Raw genomic sequence first — 17,636 nt, forward strand, 5'->3', positions numbered from 1 at the left:
GGCGGGCCCCTGGGGCAGTCGGCCGCCCTCCGCCGCTACCGGCCGATCCGGGTGAATCTCCGTACGGCCAGGGGGAAGAACACCGCGATGATCGCCGTCGGCCAGAGCACCGCGAGGAGGCCGGCGTGTTCGGCGGCCCAGGAGCCGGACGTGGCACCGGGGTTGCCGAACAGGTCGCGTACGGCGGTGGCGGTGGCGGACATCGGGTTCCACTCGACCACCGCGCCCAGCCAGGCCGGCATCGATCCGGGGGCCGCGAACACGTTGGAGAGGAAGCCGACCGGCCAGACCAGGATCTGGACCGCCGAGACCATCTCCGGCCGCCCCGCCACCAGGGCGAGGTGGATGCCCACCCAGAGCATCGCGAAGCGGAGCAGGAGCAGCAGCCCCATCGCGCCCAGCGCGGCGGTGGGTCCGTGGTGCCAGCGCCAGCCGACCGCGTACCCGACGCCGGTCATCACGGCGAGCGCGGCGACCGACTGGAGCATGTCCGCCGCGCTGCGGCCCACCAGCACCGCGCCCGGGGCCATCGGCATCGAGCGGAACCGGTCGATGACGCCCTTGCCGAGGTCCTGGGTGACCGCGAGCATCGTGCTCTCCAGGCCGAAGGCCATGGTCAGCGCGAGCATGCCGGGGACCAGGTACGCGGTGGGGTCGCCGTCCACGCCCCGGCCGCCGCCCACCAGATAGGTGAACATCAGGAGCAGCATCACCGGGAACGCCAGGTTGACCACGACCGCCACCGGCTGCCGGGCCCAGCGCGCCAGTTCGCGGCGGGTCATCGTCCAGGAATCGGCCGCCGCCCAGCCGAGCCGGGAGGCCGCCCCGCCCGGCTCGGGGGCCGCCGGCGCCCTGTGCGGCCCGGGGGCCGGGGGCGTCCCGCCGGAAGCCGTCGTCGCCGTCGCGCTCATGCCGCCACCTCCGCCGGGCCGTTCTCCGCCGTCCTGCCGGTCCGCGCCGTCCCCCCGGCACCCGTACGCCGCTCGCCGTCCGGCCGCCCGGTCAGGAACAGGAACACCTCGTCCAGGGTCGGGCGGCGCACCGCGACGTCCTCCGCCTCGATGCCCGCCTCCTCCAGCGCCCGTACCGTCCGGGTCAGGGCCGCCATCCGGTCCGGGGCGGGCGCTCCGATCAGCCGCCGGTCGGGGTCGAGCGTCACGTCGTCGCCACCGAGCAGCGCACCGGCCTCCGCCAGCCGGGACGCGTCGCGCAGGACCACGTCGATCCGGTCGCCGCCGACCCGGGACTTCAGCTCGTCGGGGGTGCCCTCGGCGACCGCCCGGCCGCCGTCGATCAGGGAGATCCGGTCGGCCAACTGGTCCGCCTCCTCCAGGTACTGCGTGGTCAGCAGCACCGTGGCGCCGCCGCCGACCAGGGACCGCACCGCCTCCCACACCTCGGTCCGGCCGCGCGGGTCGAGGCCCGTCGTCGGCTCGTCCAGGAACAGCACGTCCGGGTCGGTGATCAGCGAGGCGGCCAGGTCGAGCCTTCTGCGCATCCCGCCGCTGTACCGCTCGACCGCCTTGCGTCCGGCGTCGGCGAGGCCGAACCGCTCCAGCAGCTCGTCCGCCCGGCTGCCCGCCCGGCGTGCGCCCAGGTGGTACAGCCGCCCGAACATCTCCAGGTTCTGCCGGCCCCCGAGCTTCTCGTCGAGCGCCGCGTGCTGCCCGAGCAGCCCGATCCTGCGCCGCACCTCGGCCGCCCGCTCACGGACGTCGAGGCCGGCCACGGTCACCCTGCCCGCGTCGTGGCGCAGCAGCGTCGACATGATCCGTACGGCGGTGGTCTTGCCCGCCCCGTTGGGGCCGAGGACCCCGTGGACGGTGCCGCTCCGCACCGCCAGGTCCAGTCCGTCCAGAGCGCGCTTCTCCCCGTACCGCTTGTGCACGCCGTCCATGACGATCGCCTCGGTCACGTTCCCGCCACCCCTCCGCAGCTCCGTCGCTTCATAGTCAAACTTGACTAGAGCGACGAAGGTAAACCCTGCGACGGCATTCGTCAAACTTGATTAGTCGTCGTCCCCGGGATCGCGGACGCCGGTCGCGTACGGGTTCTCCTGGTCGTCGGCGAGCACCCCGACGAACGGGTCGCCCTCCCCCGCGAAGGTGTACGCGCCACCCTCGATCCGCTCGATCAGGCCCCGGGTCCACTCCGCGCCCGCGTCGGCGGAGTGCACCCACAGGTTCATGATCTCGCCGATGTGGCCCAGGGACTCGGGCCCCTCTGCGGGCGTGTAGTACTCGGTGACCGAGTCCCGCCAGCCCTTCATCGCCTCGACGCGCTCCTTGAGCAGCGCGACCGCCTCCTCGCGCGGCAGGTCGACGATGAACCCGACCGCCGCCGAGAGCACGTCCATGCTCTGGTCGTAGGTGCGCAGGGCGTCCCGGAGCAGGGTCCGGTACTCCGCCAGCCCTTCATCCGTGACCTCGTACTCGGTGCGCGGCGGGCCGCCGGCCGTGGACGGGGCCGTCTCGTGCGCGAGGAGCAGCCCCTGCTTCGCCATCTGCTTCAGGGCGTGGTAGATCGACCCGGGCTTGGCGTTGGACCACTCGTGGGCGCCCCAGAACTCCAGGTCGTTGCGGACCTGGTAGCCGTGGGCACGGCCGTGCATGCGCACTGCGCCGAGGACCAGCAGCCGGATCGCGGACATGGCACTTCCTTCCTATTCAACTTTGACTAGGGTAGCCGCGCCCGCTTGCGCCCGCGCGTCAGGTGTGCCCCCGGGGTACGGACGGCCACGGCCAGCAGCGCCGCGGCGAGGCATCCGGCGGCCAGCACGGCCCACACCACGTCGTACGTGCCGAATACATCCCGCGCGGTGGCCCCGAGGAACGCCGAGGCGCCCGCGCCCAGTTGATGGGCGGCGTTGGTCCAGCCGAAGACGAGCGGACCGTCCTCGCCGTACACCCGGCGGGCCAGTTCGATGACCGGCGGCACGGTCGCCACGTCGACGAGCCCGTACACCGCCGCGAACAGGAGCATCGGGGCCGAGACGCCGGACGTGAACACCAGGGGCAGCGCGAGGAGCGTCAGCGCGCGGACGGCGAAGCAGACGGACAGCACGCGGCGCGGGTCGAACCGGTCGGTCAGCCAGCCGGCCAGCAGCGCGCCGAGTGCGGAGAAGATCCCGATGAGCGAGAGCAGCGAGGCCGCAGCCGTCGCCCGCATGCCGTGATCGTGCGCGGCAGGGGCCCAGTTGGACCACATGATGCCGTTGGTGGAGGCCCCGCAGAGCGCGAACGCCCCGGCCAGCAGCCAGAACGGTCCGGTGCGCGCCGACCGCATCAGGACCGTCACGGCCCGCGCCGCCGCCCCCGTGGCCGGCGCGGGCCTGGGGACGAACTCCCGTGCCCCGTACGGCCTGACGCCCACGTCGGCCGGGTGGTCGCGCAGCAGGAGGAGAACCAGGGCGGCGACCGCGAGCGCCGCCAGAGCCGCCGTCACCACCGGCGGGCGCCAGCCGAAGCGGTCGACGGAACCGGCCAGCAGCGGCAGGAACAGCAGTTGGCCCAGATGGCTCGACGAGCTGAGCGCACCGGTCACCAGGGAGCGCCGCCGGTCGAACCAGCGCGCGGTGATCCCGGCGGCGAACGTCATCGTCAGGCAGCCGCTACCGAGGCCGATCAACACGCCCCAGTACGCGACCAGGTGCCACGGTCGGCTCATCGCCCCGGTCAGCAGCGCCCCCGCCGCGACCAGCAGCAGCGCGCCCACGACGACCTTGCGGGTCCCGGCCCTGTCCATCAGGGCGGCCGCGAACGGGGCGGTGAGGCCGAAGAGCACCATGTTCACCGAGGCGGCGAGCGCGATGGTGCCGCGCTCCCAGCCGAACTCCTCGTGCAGGGGCGTCACCAGCAGCCCGGGCACGGTGGTGAACGCCCCGGCCGTGACGATGGCCGCGCCCGCCACGGCGGCGATCACCCACGCCCGGTGGACACGGGGCCGACGCCGGCGTCGCGGGGAGGCCGAGCGGCCGTACGGGGAAGGCGGTGGCGGAGACGGGGAGGCCGAGCGGCCGTACGGCGAGGGAGGCGGGCCGTACGGGGAGGGCCTGGACGGAGGCGGGGAGGACGGAGGCGGCGAGGGCGGGCGCGGAGGCGGGTTCGGGGACGGAGGAGCCATACGGGAAGCCTGGCGAGCCCGGGGCGGCCCGACGAGTGTCCGGATGGACCGGGTGCGCAAGGATATGGCCATGACGGTCTTCACCCACCCCGGTCGGCACCGCGTCGCCGTGCTCGCCCGCGCGGTCCTGCTCCCCATCGAGCTGGGCATCGTCCACCAGTGCTTCGGCCAGGCCCGGCAGGGGGCGTCGGCGGACGGCGAGCCGCTGTACGAGGTCGCCACCTGCTCGCTCGCACCGGGGGACGTGCGGACGGACGGCGACTTCACCGTGGCCGTCGCGCACGGGCCCGAGGCGCTGGCCGAGGCCGACACCGTGATCGTGCTCTCCTCGTACGAGGACTACGTCCAGGAGAGCCCCGAGCTCCCGGCCCCGCTGGCCGAGGCCCTCGCGCTGGTCCGGCCCGGCGTCCGGGTGGCGTCGATCTGCACCGGGGCGTTCGTGCTGGCGTCGGCCGGGCTGCTCGACGGGCGGACCGCCACCACCCACTGGCGGTACACGGAGCGGTTCGCCCGGCTCTTCCCGCGCGTCGGGCTCGACCCGGACGTGCTCTACACGGACAGCGGGTCCGTGCTGACCTCGGCGGGCTGCGCCTCGGGGATCGATCTGTGCCTGCACATGATCCGGCGTGATCACGGCACGGCCGTCGCGGGCGACGTGGCGCGCCGCACCGTCGTTCCGCCCCACCGGGAGGGCGGGCAGGCGCAGTTCATCCGGCGGCCGGTGCCGGAGAGGTCGGCGCCGGGGACCTCGGCGGCGCGCGACTGGGCGCTGCGCAGACTCCAGGACCCGATCACGCTCGGGCAGTTGGCGGCGCGGGAGTCGATGAGCGTACGCCACTTCACCCGGCGGTTCCGGGAGGAGTCCGGCATGACGCCGATGGCCTGGCTGACCCGGCAACGGATCGAGCTGGCCAGGGAGTTGCTGGAGGAGTCGGACATGCCCGTGGAGCAGGTGGCCGCCCGCACCGGGCTCGGTACGGCGGCCAATCTGCGGCAGCACTTCCACGCGGCGCTGGGTGTGTCGCCGAGCGCCTACCGCACCACGTTCCGGGGGCCTGCGGGCGGCCGGCAGAGCTGAACGGCGTTCACCCGAGGGGCGGTCGGCGCACGCGTCCGCTCAGAACGGGAAGACCGAGCGTCCGTGCTGGATCGACATCCACCGCTGCGTGGTGAACGCCTCGACCACCGCCTCGCCGTTCAGCCGCCCGACTCCGGAGGTCTTCTCGCCGCCGAACGCGACCTGCGGATCGTCCTGCACCGTGGAGTCGTTGACGTGGAACATCCCGCTGACGATCCGCTGCGCGAACTTCACCCCGCGCTCCGCGTCCCGCGTGTGGACCGCGCCGCTGAGCCCGTACGGCCCCTCGTTGACGATCCGGACGGCCTCCTCCTCGCCGTCGAACGTCAGCAGCAGGGCCACCGGCCCGAGGATCTCCTGCGTCAGCAGCGGGGAGTCCTCCGCGAGGCCGGTGAGGACGGTCGGGGCGACCACGTTGCCCACGGTCCGGCCCCGTACGAGGGCGGTCGCGCCGTCCGCCACCGCCCGCTCGACCAGGGCGTCCAGGGCGTCGGCCTGGAAGGCGTTGATGACCGGCCCGATCCGGGTCTCCGGATCCCGGGGGTCGCCGGCCTTGAGGGCGGCCACCTCGGCGGTGAACCGCTCGGTGAACTCGGCGGCCACCGACCGGTCGAGAAGGATCCGGTTGGCGGCCATGCTGACCTGCCCCTGGTACAGGAAGCGGCTGAACACGGCGGCCTGCACCGCGTACTCGACGTCGGCGTCCTCCAGCACCACCAGGGCGCTGTTCCCGCTGAGTTCGAGGATGGTCCGCTTGAAGCCGCCGGCCGCCGTGGCGGCGATGTGCCGGCCGACCCGGTCGGAGCCGGTGAACGAGATCACCTTGGGCACGGGGTGCTCGATGAACGCGTCGCCGATCTCGGCGCTGTCGGTGATGACCATGTTCAGCAGCCCGGCCGGCAGTCCCGCGTCCTCGAAGATCTTCGCTATCAGACCGCCGCCGACGACCGGGGCGTTCTGGTGGGGCTTGAGGACGACCGCGTTGCCGAGCGCGAGGGCGGGGGCGACGGACTTCATCGCCACCAGGAAGGGGAAGTTGAAGGCGCTGATGATGCCGACGACGCCGACGGGCAGCCGGTAGAGCCGGTTCTCCCGGCCGTCCCCCACGGCGGGCAGCAGCCGCCCGCTGGGCCGCAGCGCCTGGCGGACCGCCTCGCGCAGGAACTCGGCGGCGGCCTCGATCTCGTACCGGGACCGGGACCGCGTGCCGCCCAGTTCGTCGGTGATCGCCTCGGCTATCGCGTCCGCGCGCTCCAGGGTGATGTCCAGGGCCCGTTCGAGGACGGCGCGGCGCTCGTACGGGTTGACGGCGGCCCACTTCTGCTGGGCGCGCTCGGCGGCCCGGTAGGCCCGGTCGACCTCCAGCGCGGTGGCCACGGTGACGGCGGCGAGTTTCTCACCGTTGTAGGGATTGAAATCGATGATGTCCCACGAGCCGCTACCGGTCAGCCACTCGCCGTCGATGTACTGGTGGGCCAGTTCACGGAAGAAGGACATGCAATCCCTTACTGCAGGCGTTCGCAGACTCCTGATGTGACGTCATGGTACTGACACTTCACATCAGTTGGAGCAGTCCGCGGAGAAGATCCCGGCTTTCGTCCGTGCCGGGGCTGTCCTGGGCGAGAGTCGCCATCGCCTTTTCGTACTGCGCGACTTCCTCGGGCTTGTCCAGATAGAGCGCACTTGTCAGCTGCTCCAGATAGACGATGTCCGACAGATCGGATTCCGGAAAGCGCAGCATCGTGAAGGAGCCGCTTTCCCCGGCATGGCCGCCATGGCTGAAGGGAATGACCTGGAGCGTGATGTTCGGCCGCTCCGACATATCGATCAGATGCCGCAACTGGGCACGCATCACCTCGCGTTCGCCGTACGGCCGGCGCAGCGCCGCCTCGTCGAGGACGGCGTGGAACGTGGGGGCGCGCTCGGAGACGAGGGCCTTCTGCCGCTCCAGGCGCAGCGCCACCCGGCGGTCGATCTCGGCGGGCGAGGCCCCGCGCATCCCGCGCGAGACGACGGCGTGGGCGTACGCCTCGGTCTGCAACAGGCCGTGGACGAACTGCACTTCGAAGATGCGGATCAGGGAGGCCGCGCCCTCCAGGCCGACGTACGTCTGGAACCAGCCGGGCAGCACGTCGCCGTAACTGTGCCACCAGCCCGCCACGTTGGCCTCGCGGGCCAGGCCGAGAAGAGAGTCCCGTTCCGCCTCGTCCGTGACGCCGTAGAGGGTGAGCAGGTCCTCGACATCCCTGGCCTTGAAGCTCACCCGTCCCAACTCCATGCGGCTGATCTTCGATTCGGACGCCCGGATCGAGTAACCGGCCGCCTCACGGGTGACACCGCGCGACTCCCGCAGCCTCCTGAGCTGAGAGCCCAGGAGGATGCGCCGCACCACCGATCCACTCGACTCGCCTGCCGACACTGGTCCGGCCCTCCCCATCGACGCTGTCCTGGCACGCGGAGCCCCCCGGAACCCCGACTGCCGGATTCTGCCACCAAAACGCTTCACCCCGTACTCATTCGATTACGGAAATGAGAAGACGTCCGGAAAGCTCCGAAACTGACCTCGGGAAGAAATGCCCCGCAACCACCACGGTATCGGGCAGGTCCGGCGCGTGCACGTGCATCTGCCCTTGCATCTGCCGTGCGCATTCGGAACGATGGCCATCGCGCACCTGCGTGCTCGTGTTGTGCCGCTGTACCCCCCGCAGTACCGCTACAGGCAGTGCCGCTACAGCCGCGAATCCCGGGAGTGCCTCGTATGGGGACGAATGGATCGACGATGCTCGAGCCGTTACGGCAGGGGCTTCCCCCCACCGACCCCTCAGGGGTTGCCGGATCGGCCTCCTGCGCCCTGCCCGCACGTTACGAAGCGGTCGGCGGAGCACGGAAGTTCACCCGGTCGACCCTGGAGCGGTGGGAGCTGGGCGACCGTTTCGACGATGTCGCGCTGGTGGTCTCCGAACTCGTCACCAACGCGCTGCGCCACGCCCTGCCCGGCGACGGCTGCCAGGACTTCCCCGATCCGCCCGTGCGCCTGCATCTGATGCGGTGGGCCTCGCGGCTGGTGTGCGCGGTGCGCGATCCCAGTCCGGAGAGTCCGGTGGCGGGCGAGGCGGAGGATTCGGCCGAATCGGGCCGCGGGCTGTTCCTGGTGGAATGCGTCAGCGACAGCTGGGGCTGGCACCCGTCCCCCCTGCCGCTCGGAGAACTGCCGCAGGGACCGCTGTTCGGCAAAGTGGTCTGGGCACTTTTCCGGCTGCCGGAAAAGGCGGAAGCGGACCTGTGAGATCACCGCTCCGGTCCCTCGCGGGCCGGAGCGGTGATCAGGCGCCGGCGGCGAGGTGGTCGAACTCACCGTCCTTGACGCCCAGCAGCAGCGCCTCGATCTCCGCGGGCGTATAGACGAGGGCGGGCCCGTCGGGATGGCGGGAGTTCCGCATCGCCACATCCCCTCCGGGCAGCCGCGCGAACTCCACGCACGATCCCTGGGAGTTGCTGTGCCTGCTCTTCTGCCATACGACTCCGCGAAGCTCTGTGGCCGCCATGCCGTTGTACACGTCGTGCACAGGACGCTCCCCGAGATTCAAGGTGCAGGTGTCAACTAGCTCGGATCATAGCTCTGTTCATATGCCTATGCATGAGCAGATGCACGTGCACGGCGGGTGTTGCTTCGATTACATACTTTCCGTCACCGGCCGCGCCCTCCCGGAAGAGAGACGAACGGCACGCCGAATTCGCTCCCGCTTACCGGAGTTGAACCGTACGGGCCTTGGTAACGTGGCGCGGTCTTTCGTCCGGGAATCAGCAAGGGGGAACTCCACGTGACCAGGTCTCTACGCAGCGGCGCCCTCACGATCGCCGCGCTGACCGCCTCGTTCGCGCTGGCCGCGTGCGGTGGCGACGACGGCGGCGACACGGCGAAGGGGTCCGGCACGGACGCCTCGGCGAGCGCCACCCCCTCCGCCGACGGCTCCGGACAGCCCGCCGGGGGCGGCGCGACGGACACCGCGGCGCTGGAGGGCACCTGGACCGGACTGACGGACGGCAAGAACGTCACCCTCTCCGTCACCTCCGGCAAGGCCGTCGTCGTCGCCGACCGGTCCGTGTGCCACGGCGACGTGAAGGACATGGGCGGCGAGCCGATGTTCGCGCTGTCGTGCAAGGGCGGGTCCGACCGCACGATGGGCGCGATCGAGTCGGTCGACGCGAAGAAGCTGGTCGTCTCGTGGGACGGCGGCCCGAAGGACAGCCTCGTCAGGGCCGAGGCGGGCAAGCTGCCGAGCGGGATGCCCTCGCTCCCCGACGTGTCCGGCCTGCCGGAGGTCCCGGCGCCGTAGCCCGGCCGCGCGCACCGCCGTGGCGCGGGCGCGCGCCGCTGTAGCCCTGCCGCGCGCCGCCGTAGCCCGGCGGCAGCCCTCGCCGTGACCCGGCCGCGTCCATCGCCGCAGGGGTACGCGCCCCTCGCCGCACGGAAGCCGGAGCGGAAGCCGCTACGGAGCGGGGCGCGCCGCGCCTCCGTACCGGCCGCGCCCCCGCCGCGCGCGGTCAGCTCTCGGCGAGGGTGCTGCTGACGCGGGTGGAGCCGCCGCGCTCGTCCAGGGCGCGGGTGAACTCCTCCAGCGCCTCCAGCAGCAACGCCGCGCCCCGGCGCACCACCGGGTCGCCCACCGGGCTCGTGCCGTCCTCCGTCGGCGTCGGCACATCCCAGTGGGCCACCGCGTCCACCACCGGCTGCCAGTCGGGCAGCCGCCGCTCCCGTACCGCCCTGGCGGCCTTCTCCGTCGAGTCGCGCAGCGCCTCGGCCAACCGGGCCGCGCCCGGCACCGGATCGGCCGACCTGGCCGGCAGATGGGCCTCCAGGACCATCGCGGACCGGCCGAGCTGGGCCAGCGCGTGCTGGGCGTCGGTGGCGGCGGCCCGCGAGATGCCCCGGTGGCGCACCGGTTCGTGCTGGGCGGTCGCCAACGCCTCCTGCCACGCCACCCGGGCCTCCCGGGTGGCGATCAGCGCGTCCCGGACGTCCACCGCGTCCCGGGCCGCGGGGTCCGCGTACCGGTCGACGACCGCCGCCGCGTACCGCCCGTCCGCCACCAGCCACTCCGCCAGCCGGTTGCGCAGCCGGGGCGTCTCCCACGCCGGGTAGACGGCGTACGAGACCATCGCGAGGAGCCCGCCGGCCAGCGTCAGCACGATGCGTTCGGTGACGGTCTGGGACCAGTCGTCGCCGGCCATGCCGAGCAGGAAGACGACGTAGGCGGAGACGCAGACCTGGCCGACCGCGTAACCGGTGCGCATCAGCAGGTACATCAGCCCGGCGCAGACGACCGCGAGCAGCGCGGAGAGCCGGGCCCCGGGATGGGCGGTCTGCACGATCGCGGTGGCCAGCCCGACGCCGATCAGGGTGCCGCCGAACCGCCCGGCCGCCCGGGAGTACGTCTGCGAGAACTCCGGCCGCATCACCATCACGGCGGTCATCGGGGCCCAGTAGCCGTGGCCGAGGGGGACGGCCTCGCCCACGAAGTAGCCGGAGACGGCGACCACCGCGACCCGGATCGCATGCCGCAGGACCGGCGAGCCGTGGTGCAGCTCGCGCCGCATGGAGGCCAGCACCACCGGGACCAGCTTCAGCAGCGTGGGCCGCTGGCGGGTGTCCGGGGCGAGGTCGGTGGGGATGCCGCTGTCGGTGCCGGTGCCCTCCGCGATCTCCAGGACGTCGTCGAGCAGGGCGGCCAGCCGGTCGGCGGCGCGGCGGGCGGGGCCGACGAGGATCACGTCGTTGTCGGGGGTCTTCAGCACCCCCAGGTCGGTGGCGGAGAGATGGACGGGCTCGCCGGTCCGCACCGCGCGCGCGGCGGCGTCCAGCACCGACCCGGCCGCGCCCAGCAGCTCGTTCACCCACAGCCGCTCCAGCCCGTCGCCCGGCACCCCCATCGCCGGGTCCGCGAGCGAGGCCAGCACCGGGCGCAGCCGCTCGGCCACGCCCCGGGCCCCGTGCAGTTCGGCGGGGCGGCGGCGGGCCTGGCGCGGGGTGACGGCGGCGGCGCTGCGGGCGGTCATCAGGGGCAGCGGGTCGAAGGGGGCGACCGGGTCGTGGCGCAGCCGGCGGGCGTAGTCGGCCTCGGCGGCCAGGGCGTCGGCGAGCGCGTCCCGTTGCGCGCCCCAGCGGCGGACCGGGAAGAGGACGATGAGCGCCGCCTGCACCACCCCGCCGATGGCGATCATCCCGGCGTGCGCGGCGGCGTCCGCCACCGAGGTGGGCAGGGTGATCGTCACGAGCATGATGGCCACGTTGGACGCGGCGATGATGCCGCCCGTGGGCCCCGCCGCCCAGGCGAGGCCGGCGAGGAAGGTCCAGACGCCGAGCAGGCAGAGGAAGAGCACGACGTGCGCGCCGCTGACGTAGCCGACGAACGTGGAGACGGCGAGGCTCACGCCGGAGACCAGGGCGAGGACGGGGCGCGGGCGCCAACTGCGCTGGAAGGTGGCGATGGCCGCCTGGAACGCGCCGAACGCGGAGCTCGCCGCGATCTCCGGACCGAACAGCACGAGGCTGGTGCCGATGACGAGGGCCAGACCGGCCGCACCGCGGAACGCGATGAGGGGTTCCAGCCTCTGCCGCTCGATCTCCAGCCCCGAGCGGGCGGTGTCTTTCAGCGCCCGGACCCAGCTCATGCGCCGACCCTATCCGCAAAGTGCGACAAGCCCGACCTACGCCATGATTTCGCCGTCGGGTCCCCGCCGTGCGCCGCCGGGGCCGCGCACGCGGGCCCGGTCGGCGGCCTCGGTGCCGTGGTTCCAGCCGTCCAGGTCACAGACCCCGCGCAGCCGGGTGGTCGTGGTCCTCGGGAACATCCGCTCGGCGGTGTCGGCGACCGCGACGTCCCGGGCGGCGAGCACGGGAAGCAGCCCGCCGCCCCCGTCCGCGCTGGTGTCCGCCTCCGCCGTGATCCGGTGCGCGTCGGCGGCGAGCCGGCCGCCGAGCCGTTGCGCGTACCCCATCCAGAACGCCTGCCGGAAGGTCTTGGTCCGCTTACGGCCTCCGGCGCGCTGGCCGGCCTCCGACCGGGTCATCGCGGTCGTGCCCTGGACCAGGAGCGAGGTGAAGAGCAGCTCGACGGCGTCCAGGTCCGGCTCGAAGCCGACGACCGTGGAGAAGCCGAGGTCCTCGTTCCACACGGCCCGGCAGCGGTTGGCGGAGGCGACGGCGTCGAGCAGGACCGCCTTGGCGCCCTCGTACGGGGGCTCCACCCCGATCCGGCAGGCGCCCGGCGTCTCGCGACTGTGCGTACGGGCGGCGAGCAGGGCCTCGTCGATGGTGTGCCGGGCCATCAGCTCCTGCGCCTTGGTGGTCAGCGCCTCGGCCTCCTCCGGGAAGCCGGTCGCCTCCGCCTTCGCCAGCAGCGCCCGGATCCGGGTGAGCATGCGGGGCTCGTCGGCGGCGGGCGGGCGGTGCGGGTCGGCGGCGGCCCCGGGCGGCGGCCCCGCGGGTTCGATCGCGGGCAGCCGCAGCAGCACCCGGTACAGCTCCAGCAGGTCGCCCGCGTACCCGAACCGGTCGGGCCGGTTCCGCTCCACCGGCGGCGGCAGCTCGGCGAGCTGGCGGCGCCAGCGGGGCGGCAGCTCGGCGTACCGGGCGGTCTCGGCGGCGATCAGGGTGGCGGCCAGCGCGGCGCGCCGCTCGTCCAGCTCCCGGCGGACGTACCGGACCAGGTCGGCGGGGTGCCAGCCCCGCTCCCACGCCCGGCGGACGAACTCCTCGCCGCGCCGGTGCGCCTCCGCGTCGGCGTCGGGTGAGGCGGCGAGGAGGGACGCGCCGGTGTCGAGGGCGGCGTCGCCCTCCGCGTAGAGGGCCGCCGCGCAGGCCCGGTCGATCACGGATTCCATCCGGCCAAGGGTAGGCGGGCGACCGGGGCCGGCGCGGGGCCCGCTGCCGGACGCTCGCCGACCCGGCTCCGGCGGCGGGTCGCGGGGCGGTGGGCGCCGCCCCGGTTGCCGCAGCGGCGGGTCGCGGGGCGGTGGGCGCCGACCCGGCCTCGGCGGCGGGGCGCGGAGCGGCGGTCGCCGGCCCGGTCGCTGCGGCGGCGGGTCGCGGGGCGGTGTCAGTGGCGGGTGCCAGACTCGCACCCATGACCGAACGGTGGGCGGTGGCGGCCGTGGACGGGGGCGGGGCGCTGCTCGCCCCGCTGGCACGGGACGGCACGCCCGCCGGCCCGGTCGTCGCCGAGCCCGATCTGGCCGAGGCGGTGCGCTCCCGTCCGGACGTGGTGCGCTGGGTGTGGCGCTCGACCGCCGAGATCTACCCCCGGCTGCTGGCCGCCGGCGTCCGCGTCGAGCGGTGCTACGACATCGAGTGCGCCGAGCTGCTGCTGCTCGGCCACGCCGGGCGGCTCGGCGAGCCCCGGTCGGCCGCCGCCGCGCTGGCCCGGCTGGACCGCGCGCCGGTGCCGCCCGACCCGCCCGCCCGGTCCGCCGCACCGGGCGCGCAGTCCTCCCTCTTCGAGCCGTCGTCCGGCCCCGGAGTGCCGTTCGACGGTCTCCTGCGCGTCTACGCGGACCAACTGCGCCGGCACGATACGGCGGAGCACCCGGACCGGATGCGGCTGCTGACCGCGTCGGAGTCGGCGGGGATGCTGGTGGCCGCAGAGATGCACCGGGACGGGCTGCCCTGGCGCGCCGACGTCCACCGGGAGCTGCTGGACGGGCTGCTGGGCGAGCGGTACGCGGGCGGCGGCGAGCCCCGCCGGCTGGCCGAGCTGGCGGACCGGGTGTCGGAGGCGTTCGGCCGGCGCGTCCGCCCCGATCTGCCCGCCGACGTGGTGAAGGCGTTCGCGCGGGCGGGCGTCCCGGTGAAGTCGACCCGGCGGTGGGAGCTGGAGGGGCTGGACCATCCGGCGGTCGAACCGCTGATCGCGTACAAGAAGCTCTACCGGATCTGGACCGCGCACGGCTGGTCGTGGCTCCAGGACTGGGTGCGCGAGGGCCGCTTCCGCCCGGAGTACCAGCCGGGCGGCACGGTCAGCGGCCGGTGGACGACCAACGGCGGCGGGGCCCTCCAGATCCCCAAGGTGATCCGGCAGGCCGTCGTCGCCGACGACGGGTGGCGGCTCGTCGTGGCCGACGCCGACCAGATGGAGCCCCGGGTGCTGGCGGCGATCTCCCGCGACCGGGGGCTGATGGAGGTGGCCGGCCACGACGGCGACCTCTACAAGGCGCTGTCGGACCGGGCGTTCTCCGGCGACCGGGAGCACGCCAAGCTGGCGCTGCTCGGGGCGGTCTACGGCCAGACCTCCGGGGACGGCCTCAAGAACCTGGCCGCGCTGCGCCGCCGCTTCCCGCTGGCCGTCGCGTACGTGGACGACGCGGCGCGGGCGGGCGAGGAGGGGCGCGTCGTACGGACGTGGCTCGGCCGCACCAGCCCGCCGGTCGTCTCGGCGGGCCAGGACGAGGAGGCGGGCATCCCCCAGGAGGACCCGGAGGGGGCGTCGGAGGCCGGGGGTCCGGGGGCCGGCTCCGGCGGCGGTACGGCGCGGGCCCGGGGGCGCTTCACCCGTAACTTCGTGGTGCAGGGCAGCGCGGCCGACTGGGCGCTGCTGCTCCTGGCCGGACTGCGCCGGTCGCTCCACGAGCAGGGGCTGCGGGCCCGGCTGGTCTTCTTCCAGCACGACGAGGTGATCGTGCACTGCCCGGCCGAGGAGGCCGCCGCCGCCGTCGAGGCAATCCGCGCGGCCGGCGAGCTGGCCGGGCGGACCGCCTTCGGAGAGACGCCGGTGCGGTTCCCCTTCACGGTGGCGGTGGTCGAGCGGTACGCGGACGCGAAGTGACCGTGTCCATGGCCATACCCCTGTCCGTGCGGAAGCGCCCCGCTCACGCGGCGTGGAGAAGCGCCCCGTTCACGCGCCGGACGGCGTGAACGGGGCGCGGGCGGTGGTGCGCTCGCTGTCTCTCCCGTCTACCCGCGTTCCCACAACGCGGGGACGTTGGGCGGCTCCCAGCCGGAGATGGCCTGGTGCGCCTGCAGACAGCGGTAGGCGACCCCGCCGTAGGTCACGCGGTCGCCCGCGCGGTAGGAGGTGCCGGAGGCCCAGCTGGTCCCCGGCTCGGTGGGCGGCTTGGTGGGCGGTTCGGACGGCCCGGGCGTCTGGGCGACGTCCAGGACGAAGTCGAAGGAGCCCTGCCGACCGTTGCCGACGTTCCGGACGTTCATCAGCAGCTCCGGGTCGAACAGCGCGTCGGTGTTGTTGCGCGGCTCGTTCGGGAAGTACAGCTGCGTGGTGAGGATGCGTCCGCCGGGCGCCTGCGCCTTCACGTGGATGTGGCGCGTACGGCCCGGGTAGAGGCCCGGCACGATCGTGGTGAGGCTGAACGAGCCGTCGGCCGCCGTGTACTGGTGGCCCCGGAAGTTGAACTGGGCCATGTCGTACGACCCGTTCGTGTCCGCCTGCCAGAAGTCGAGCAGCGCTCCGGAGATGGGGCGGCAGGAGCGGCCGAAGACGTACCCGCTCACGGTGAGCGGGACGCCCGGCGTGCTCGGGGTCACCAGGCTGGTGCGGCGGGGCGAGTTGGGCTTGAAGTACGGCCCCTCCATCTGCGGCGGCGTCGGGTCGTCGCCGTCGTCGCACTCCGGGGTGGGGGCCAGGGGCCCGTTCCCGGTGGAGGCGGCGTCCCGGGCGAGCGCGACGCCTCCTCCGGCGAGGAGGGGGGCCGCGCTCGCGACGAGCGCGGCCTTCAGGAGCCCCTTGCGGCTGATCTGCCGCCGCTCCCCCGGCGCCTCGTCGGAGGCGGCCGGGTCGTGGGGGGTGGAGTTGTTGTCCATTTGTGGGGTCATGACGGTTTCCTCGGAGTCCTCGGGGGGCCTTCGCGCGGGGAGGCGGGAGGCGGGGAGGTTCAGGAGGTGCGGGTGCGGCCGGTCGGGATCCGCCGGACGTGTCTCAGACCCGCTGCCAGAGCGCGGGGACGTCCGCCGGGGTCCAGCCGGGCTGCGCCGTGTGCGCCTGGAGGCAGCGGTAGGTCGCTCCGCCGTACGTCACCGTGGCTCCGGCGGCGTACGCGGTGCCCACGGCCCAGGTGCCGCCCGGCGGGGTGGTGGGCGGGGTGGTCGTGGGCGGGTCCGTCGGCGTGCCGCCGCCGCTGGTGACCAGGGTCAGCCCGTACGCCTGGAGCAGCGGGTTGATGGGCTGGAAGTACGTCGTGCCGCCCGACGAGCAGTTGCCCGAGCCGCCGGAGGTCACGCCCTGCGCCTGGTTGCCGGAGATGTACGAGCCGCCGGAGTCGCCCGGTTCGGCGCAGACGCTGGTGCGGGTCACGCCGGAGATGGTGCCCTCCGGGTAGGTGACGCTGGTGTTGAGCTGCTGGATGGTGCCGCAGTGCCAGCCCGTGGTGGAGCCGGAGCGGCAGACCGAGGCGCCGACGACGGCGGCGGTCGAGCCGGCGACGGTGACGTCGCCCCGCCCGTAGCCGTTCACCAGCGGACGCGGGGTCCAGTTGGCGTTGGTGGCGACCCAGGCGATGTCCCGGCCCGGGAACGTCGAGCCCTGGAAGGTGCCCTGGGCCTGCTGGTTGACGCCGTTGGTGGTGGTGCCGACGCGGCCGCAGTGGCCGGCGGTGGCGAAGCCGTTCTGCGTGCCGCCGCGCGTCACCGAGAAGCCGACGGAACAGCGGCCCGAGCCGTTCATGTAGTACGCGTCGCCGCCGCGGATGTCGGCGAAGGTGCGGGGCTGCTCGGCGGAGCGGGCGACGGTGACGAGGGAGGCGTCGGCCTTCGCCGCCTTGAGGAACGCCGTGCCGGCCGCGGTGGTGGCGGCGTTCACGACGACCCGGTTGGCCGCGACGTCGACGTACCAGACGGGCACGTCGGCGGGCGCCTTCTTCAGCGCGGCCTTGTCGAGGCTCTTCTTCACGCCTTCGAGCCGGTCCAGGCTGTGGCCAACGACCTCGGCGCGTGCTCCCGCGCCGGTGATGCGGGCGGTCTCGGAGGCGTCGGTGGTGGAGACGGTCAGGGTCGCCTTCTCACCGCTGACCCGGGCTCCGGCGAAGCTGGCGCCGAGGGACTTCTCCAGCCCGGCGGCGAGGGCCGCGGCCCGCTGCTCCTGGGCTATCCGGCTGCGTGCTTCGTCCGCGTCGAGACCGAGGTCCCGCTCCATGGCGGCCAGCAGCCCGGGTGACAGGCTGTCGGCGGAGACCGGCGGGGCGGTGGTGCCCGCCGGACCGGCCGACGCCACGCCGGTCAGACCGGCGACGGCGAGCGCTCCCACGGCCACCGTGGCGGTGCCGGCGACGAGGGCGCGTCTGCGGAGCGTGGTTCTCTCCACGTGACTCTCCTTGGTTCAGGGGGTGTCCGGATCCGGTGGGGGTTGGTCCGGACCAGGGAATTGCCGAAACCGTAGCGGCGCGAACACCCGGCGCAGGAGATCCCGTTCACCCCCCTCCCCCGGCGTTA

The 17,636-nt window shown here is 73.8% G+C and carries 15 protein-coding genes; 4 read left to right on the forward strand and 11 right to left on the reverse strand.

Features of this window, described 5'->3' with window-relative positions; translation table 11 throughout:
- Nucleotides 1-35: 35 nt before the first annotated feature.
- The 4 genes from IF19_RS0116045 to IF19_RS0116060 form a co-directional block, all read right to left on the reverse strand.
- Nucleotides 36-911, reverse strand: coding sequence for an ABC transporter permease (locus IF19_RS0116045; RefSeq protein ID WP_030277123.1), 876 nt, complete (start codon nt 909-911; stop codon nt 36-38).
- Nucleotides 908-1,915: a daunorubicin resistance protein DrrA family ABC transporter ATP-binding protein gene (locus IF19_RS0116050; RefSeq protein WP_030114582.1), complete on the reverse strand. Its 1,008-nt coding sequence runs from the start codon at nt 1,913-1,915 to the stop codon at nt 908-910. Before IF19_RS0116050 ends, IF19_RS0116045 begins: the two co-directional genes overlap by 4 nt.
- A gap of 93 nt (nt 1,916-2,008) precedes the next feature.
- On the reverse strand, nt 2,009-2,650 hold the full coding sequence (locus IF19_RS0116055) for a PadR family transcriptional regulator (protein WP_030114583.1): 642 nt from the start codon (nt 2,648-2,650) through the stop codon (nt 2,009-2,011).
- 26 nt (nt 2,651-2,676) lie between these two features.
- Nucleotides 2,677-3,921 (reverse strand): MFS transporter, encoded by a 1,245-nt coding sequence (locus IF19_RS0116060; protein WP_050493009.1) that lies wholly within the window; start codon nt 3,919-3,921, stop codon nt 2,677-2,679.
- Between the two features lie 265 nt (nt 3,922-4,186).
- Between IF19_RS0116060 and IF19_RS0116065 the strand changes: the two genes are divergently transcribed.
- The gene (locus IF19_RS0116065; protein ID WP_078580600.1) at nt 4,187-5,200 is read left to right on the forward strand and encodes a GlxA family transcriptional regulator; all 1,014 of its coding nucleotides are present in this window, start codon (nt 4,187-4,189) and stop codon (nt 5,198-5,200) included.
- A gap of 39 nt (nt 5,201-5,239) precedes the next feature.
- Here the strand turns inward: IF19_RS0116065 and IF19_RS0116070 are convergent, their stop codons facing one another.
- Complete coding sequence (locus IF19_RS0116070; RefSeq protein WP_030114587.1) at nt 5,240-6,697, reverse strand: aldehyde dehydrogenase family protein; 1,458 nt, start codon at nt 6,695-6,697, stop codon at nt 5,240-5,242.
- 58 nt (nt 6,698-6,755) lie between these two features.
- On the reverse strand, nt 6,756-7,619 hold the full coding sequence (locus tag IF19_RS0116075; RefSeq protein WP_030114588.1) for a helix-turn-helix domain-containing protein: 864 nt from the start codon (nt 7,617-7,619) through the stop codon (nt 6,756-6,758).
- Between the two features lie 360 nt (nt 7,620-7,979).
- Between IF19_RS0116075 and IF19_RS0116080 the strand changes: the two genes are divergently transcribed.
- Entirely contained in the window at nt 7,980-8,486 is a 507-nt protein-coding gene (locus tag IF19_RS0116080) for an ATP-binding protein (protein WP_030277127.1), read from the forward strand.
- A gap of 37 nt (nt 8,487-8,523) precedes the next feature.
- On the opposite strand, the gene IF19_RS0116085 is transcribed toward IF19_RS0116080, so the two are convergent.
- The gene (locus tag IF19_RS0116085; protein ID WP_030114590.1) at nt 8,524-8,766 is read right to left on the reverse strand and encodes a DUF397 domain-containing protein; all 243 of its coding nucleotides are present in this window, start codon (nt 8,764-8,766) and stop codon (nt 8,524-8,526) included.
- A 255-nt stretch (nt 8,767-9,021) separates the two neighbouring features.
- Between IF19_RS0116085 and IF19_RS0116090 the strand changes: the two genes are divergently transcribed.
- Nucleotides 9,022-9,537, forward strand: a complete 516-nt coding sequence (locus IF19_RS0116090) for a hypothetical protein (protein WP_030114591.1) — start codon at nt 9,022-9,024, stop codon at nt 9,535-9,537.
- Between the two features lie 208 nt (nt 9,538-9,745).
- Here IF19_RS0116090 and IF19_RS0116095 read toward each other — a convergent pair whose 3' ends face one another.
- Together IF19_RS0116095 and IF19_RS0116100 are read right to left on the reverse strand one after the other, a co-directional pair.
- Complete coding sequence (locus tag IF19_RS0116095; protein ID WP_030114592.1) at nt 9,746-11,872, reverse strand: FUSC family protein; 2,127 nt, start codon at nt 11,870-11,872, stop codon at nt 9,746-9,748.
- A 36-nt stretch (nt 11,873-11,908) separates the two neighbouring features.
- Complete coding sequence (locus tag IF19_RS0116100; protein WP_030277129.1) at nt 11,909-13,084, reverse strand: DUF2786 domain-containing protein; 1,176 nt, start codon at nt 13,082-13,084, stop codon at nt 11,909-11,911.
- A 242-nt stretch (nt 13,085-13,326) separates the two neighbouring features.
- Between IF19_RS0116100 and IF19_RS0116105 the strand changes: the two genes are divergently transcribed.
- Nucleotides 13,327-15,021: a bifunctional 3'-5' exonuclease/DNA polymerase gene (locus IF19_RS0116105; protein ID WP_030277130.1), complete on the forward strand. Its 1,695-nt coding sequence runs from the start codon at nt 13,327-13,329 to the stop codon at nt 15,019-15,021.
- A 128-nt stretch (nt 15,022-15,149) separates the two neighbouring features.
- Here IF19_RS0116105 and IF19_RS0116110 read toward each other — a convergent pair whose 3' ends face one another.
- Nucleotides 15,150-16,025, reverse strand: a complete 876-nt coding sequence (locus IF19_RS0116110; protein ID WP_032746715.1) for a dioxygenase family protein — start codon at nt 16,023-16,025, stop codon at nt 15,150-15,152.
- Nucleotides 16,026-16,128: 103 nt separating this feature from the next.
- Nucleotides 16,129-17,508 (reverse strand): carbohydrate-binding protein, encoded by a 1,380-nt coding sequence (locus IF19_RS0116115; protein ID WP_030114598.1) that lies wholly within the window; start codon nt 17,506-17,508, stop codon nt 16,129-16,131.
- Nucleotides 17,509-17,636: the final 128 nt, after the last annotated feature.

Source organism: Streptomyces californicus (assembly GCF_000717645.1).
Taxonomy (GTDB): domain Bacteria; phylum Actinomycetota; class Actinomycetes; order Streptomycetales; family Streptomycetaceae; genus Streptomyces; species Streptomyces californicus.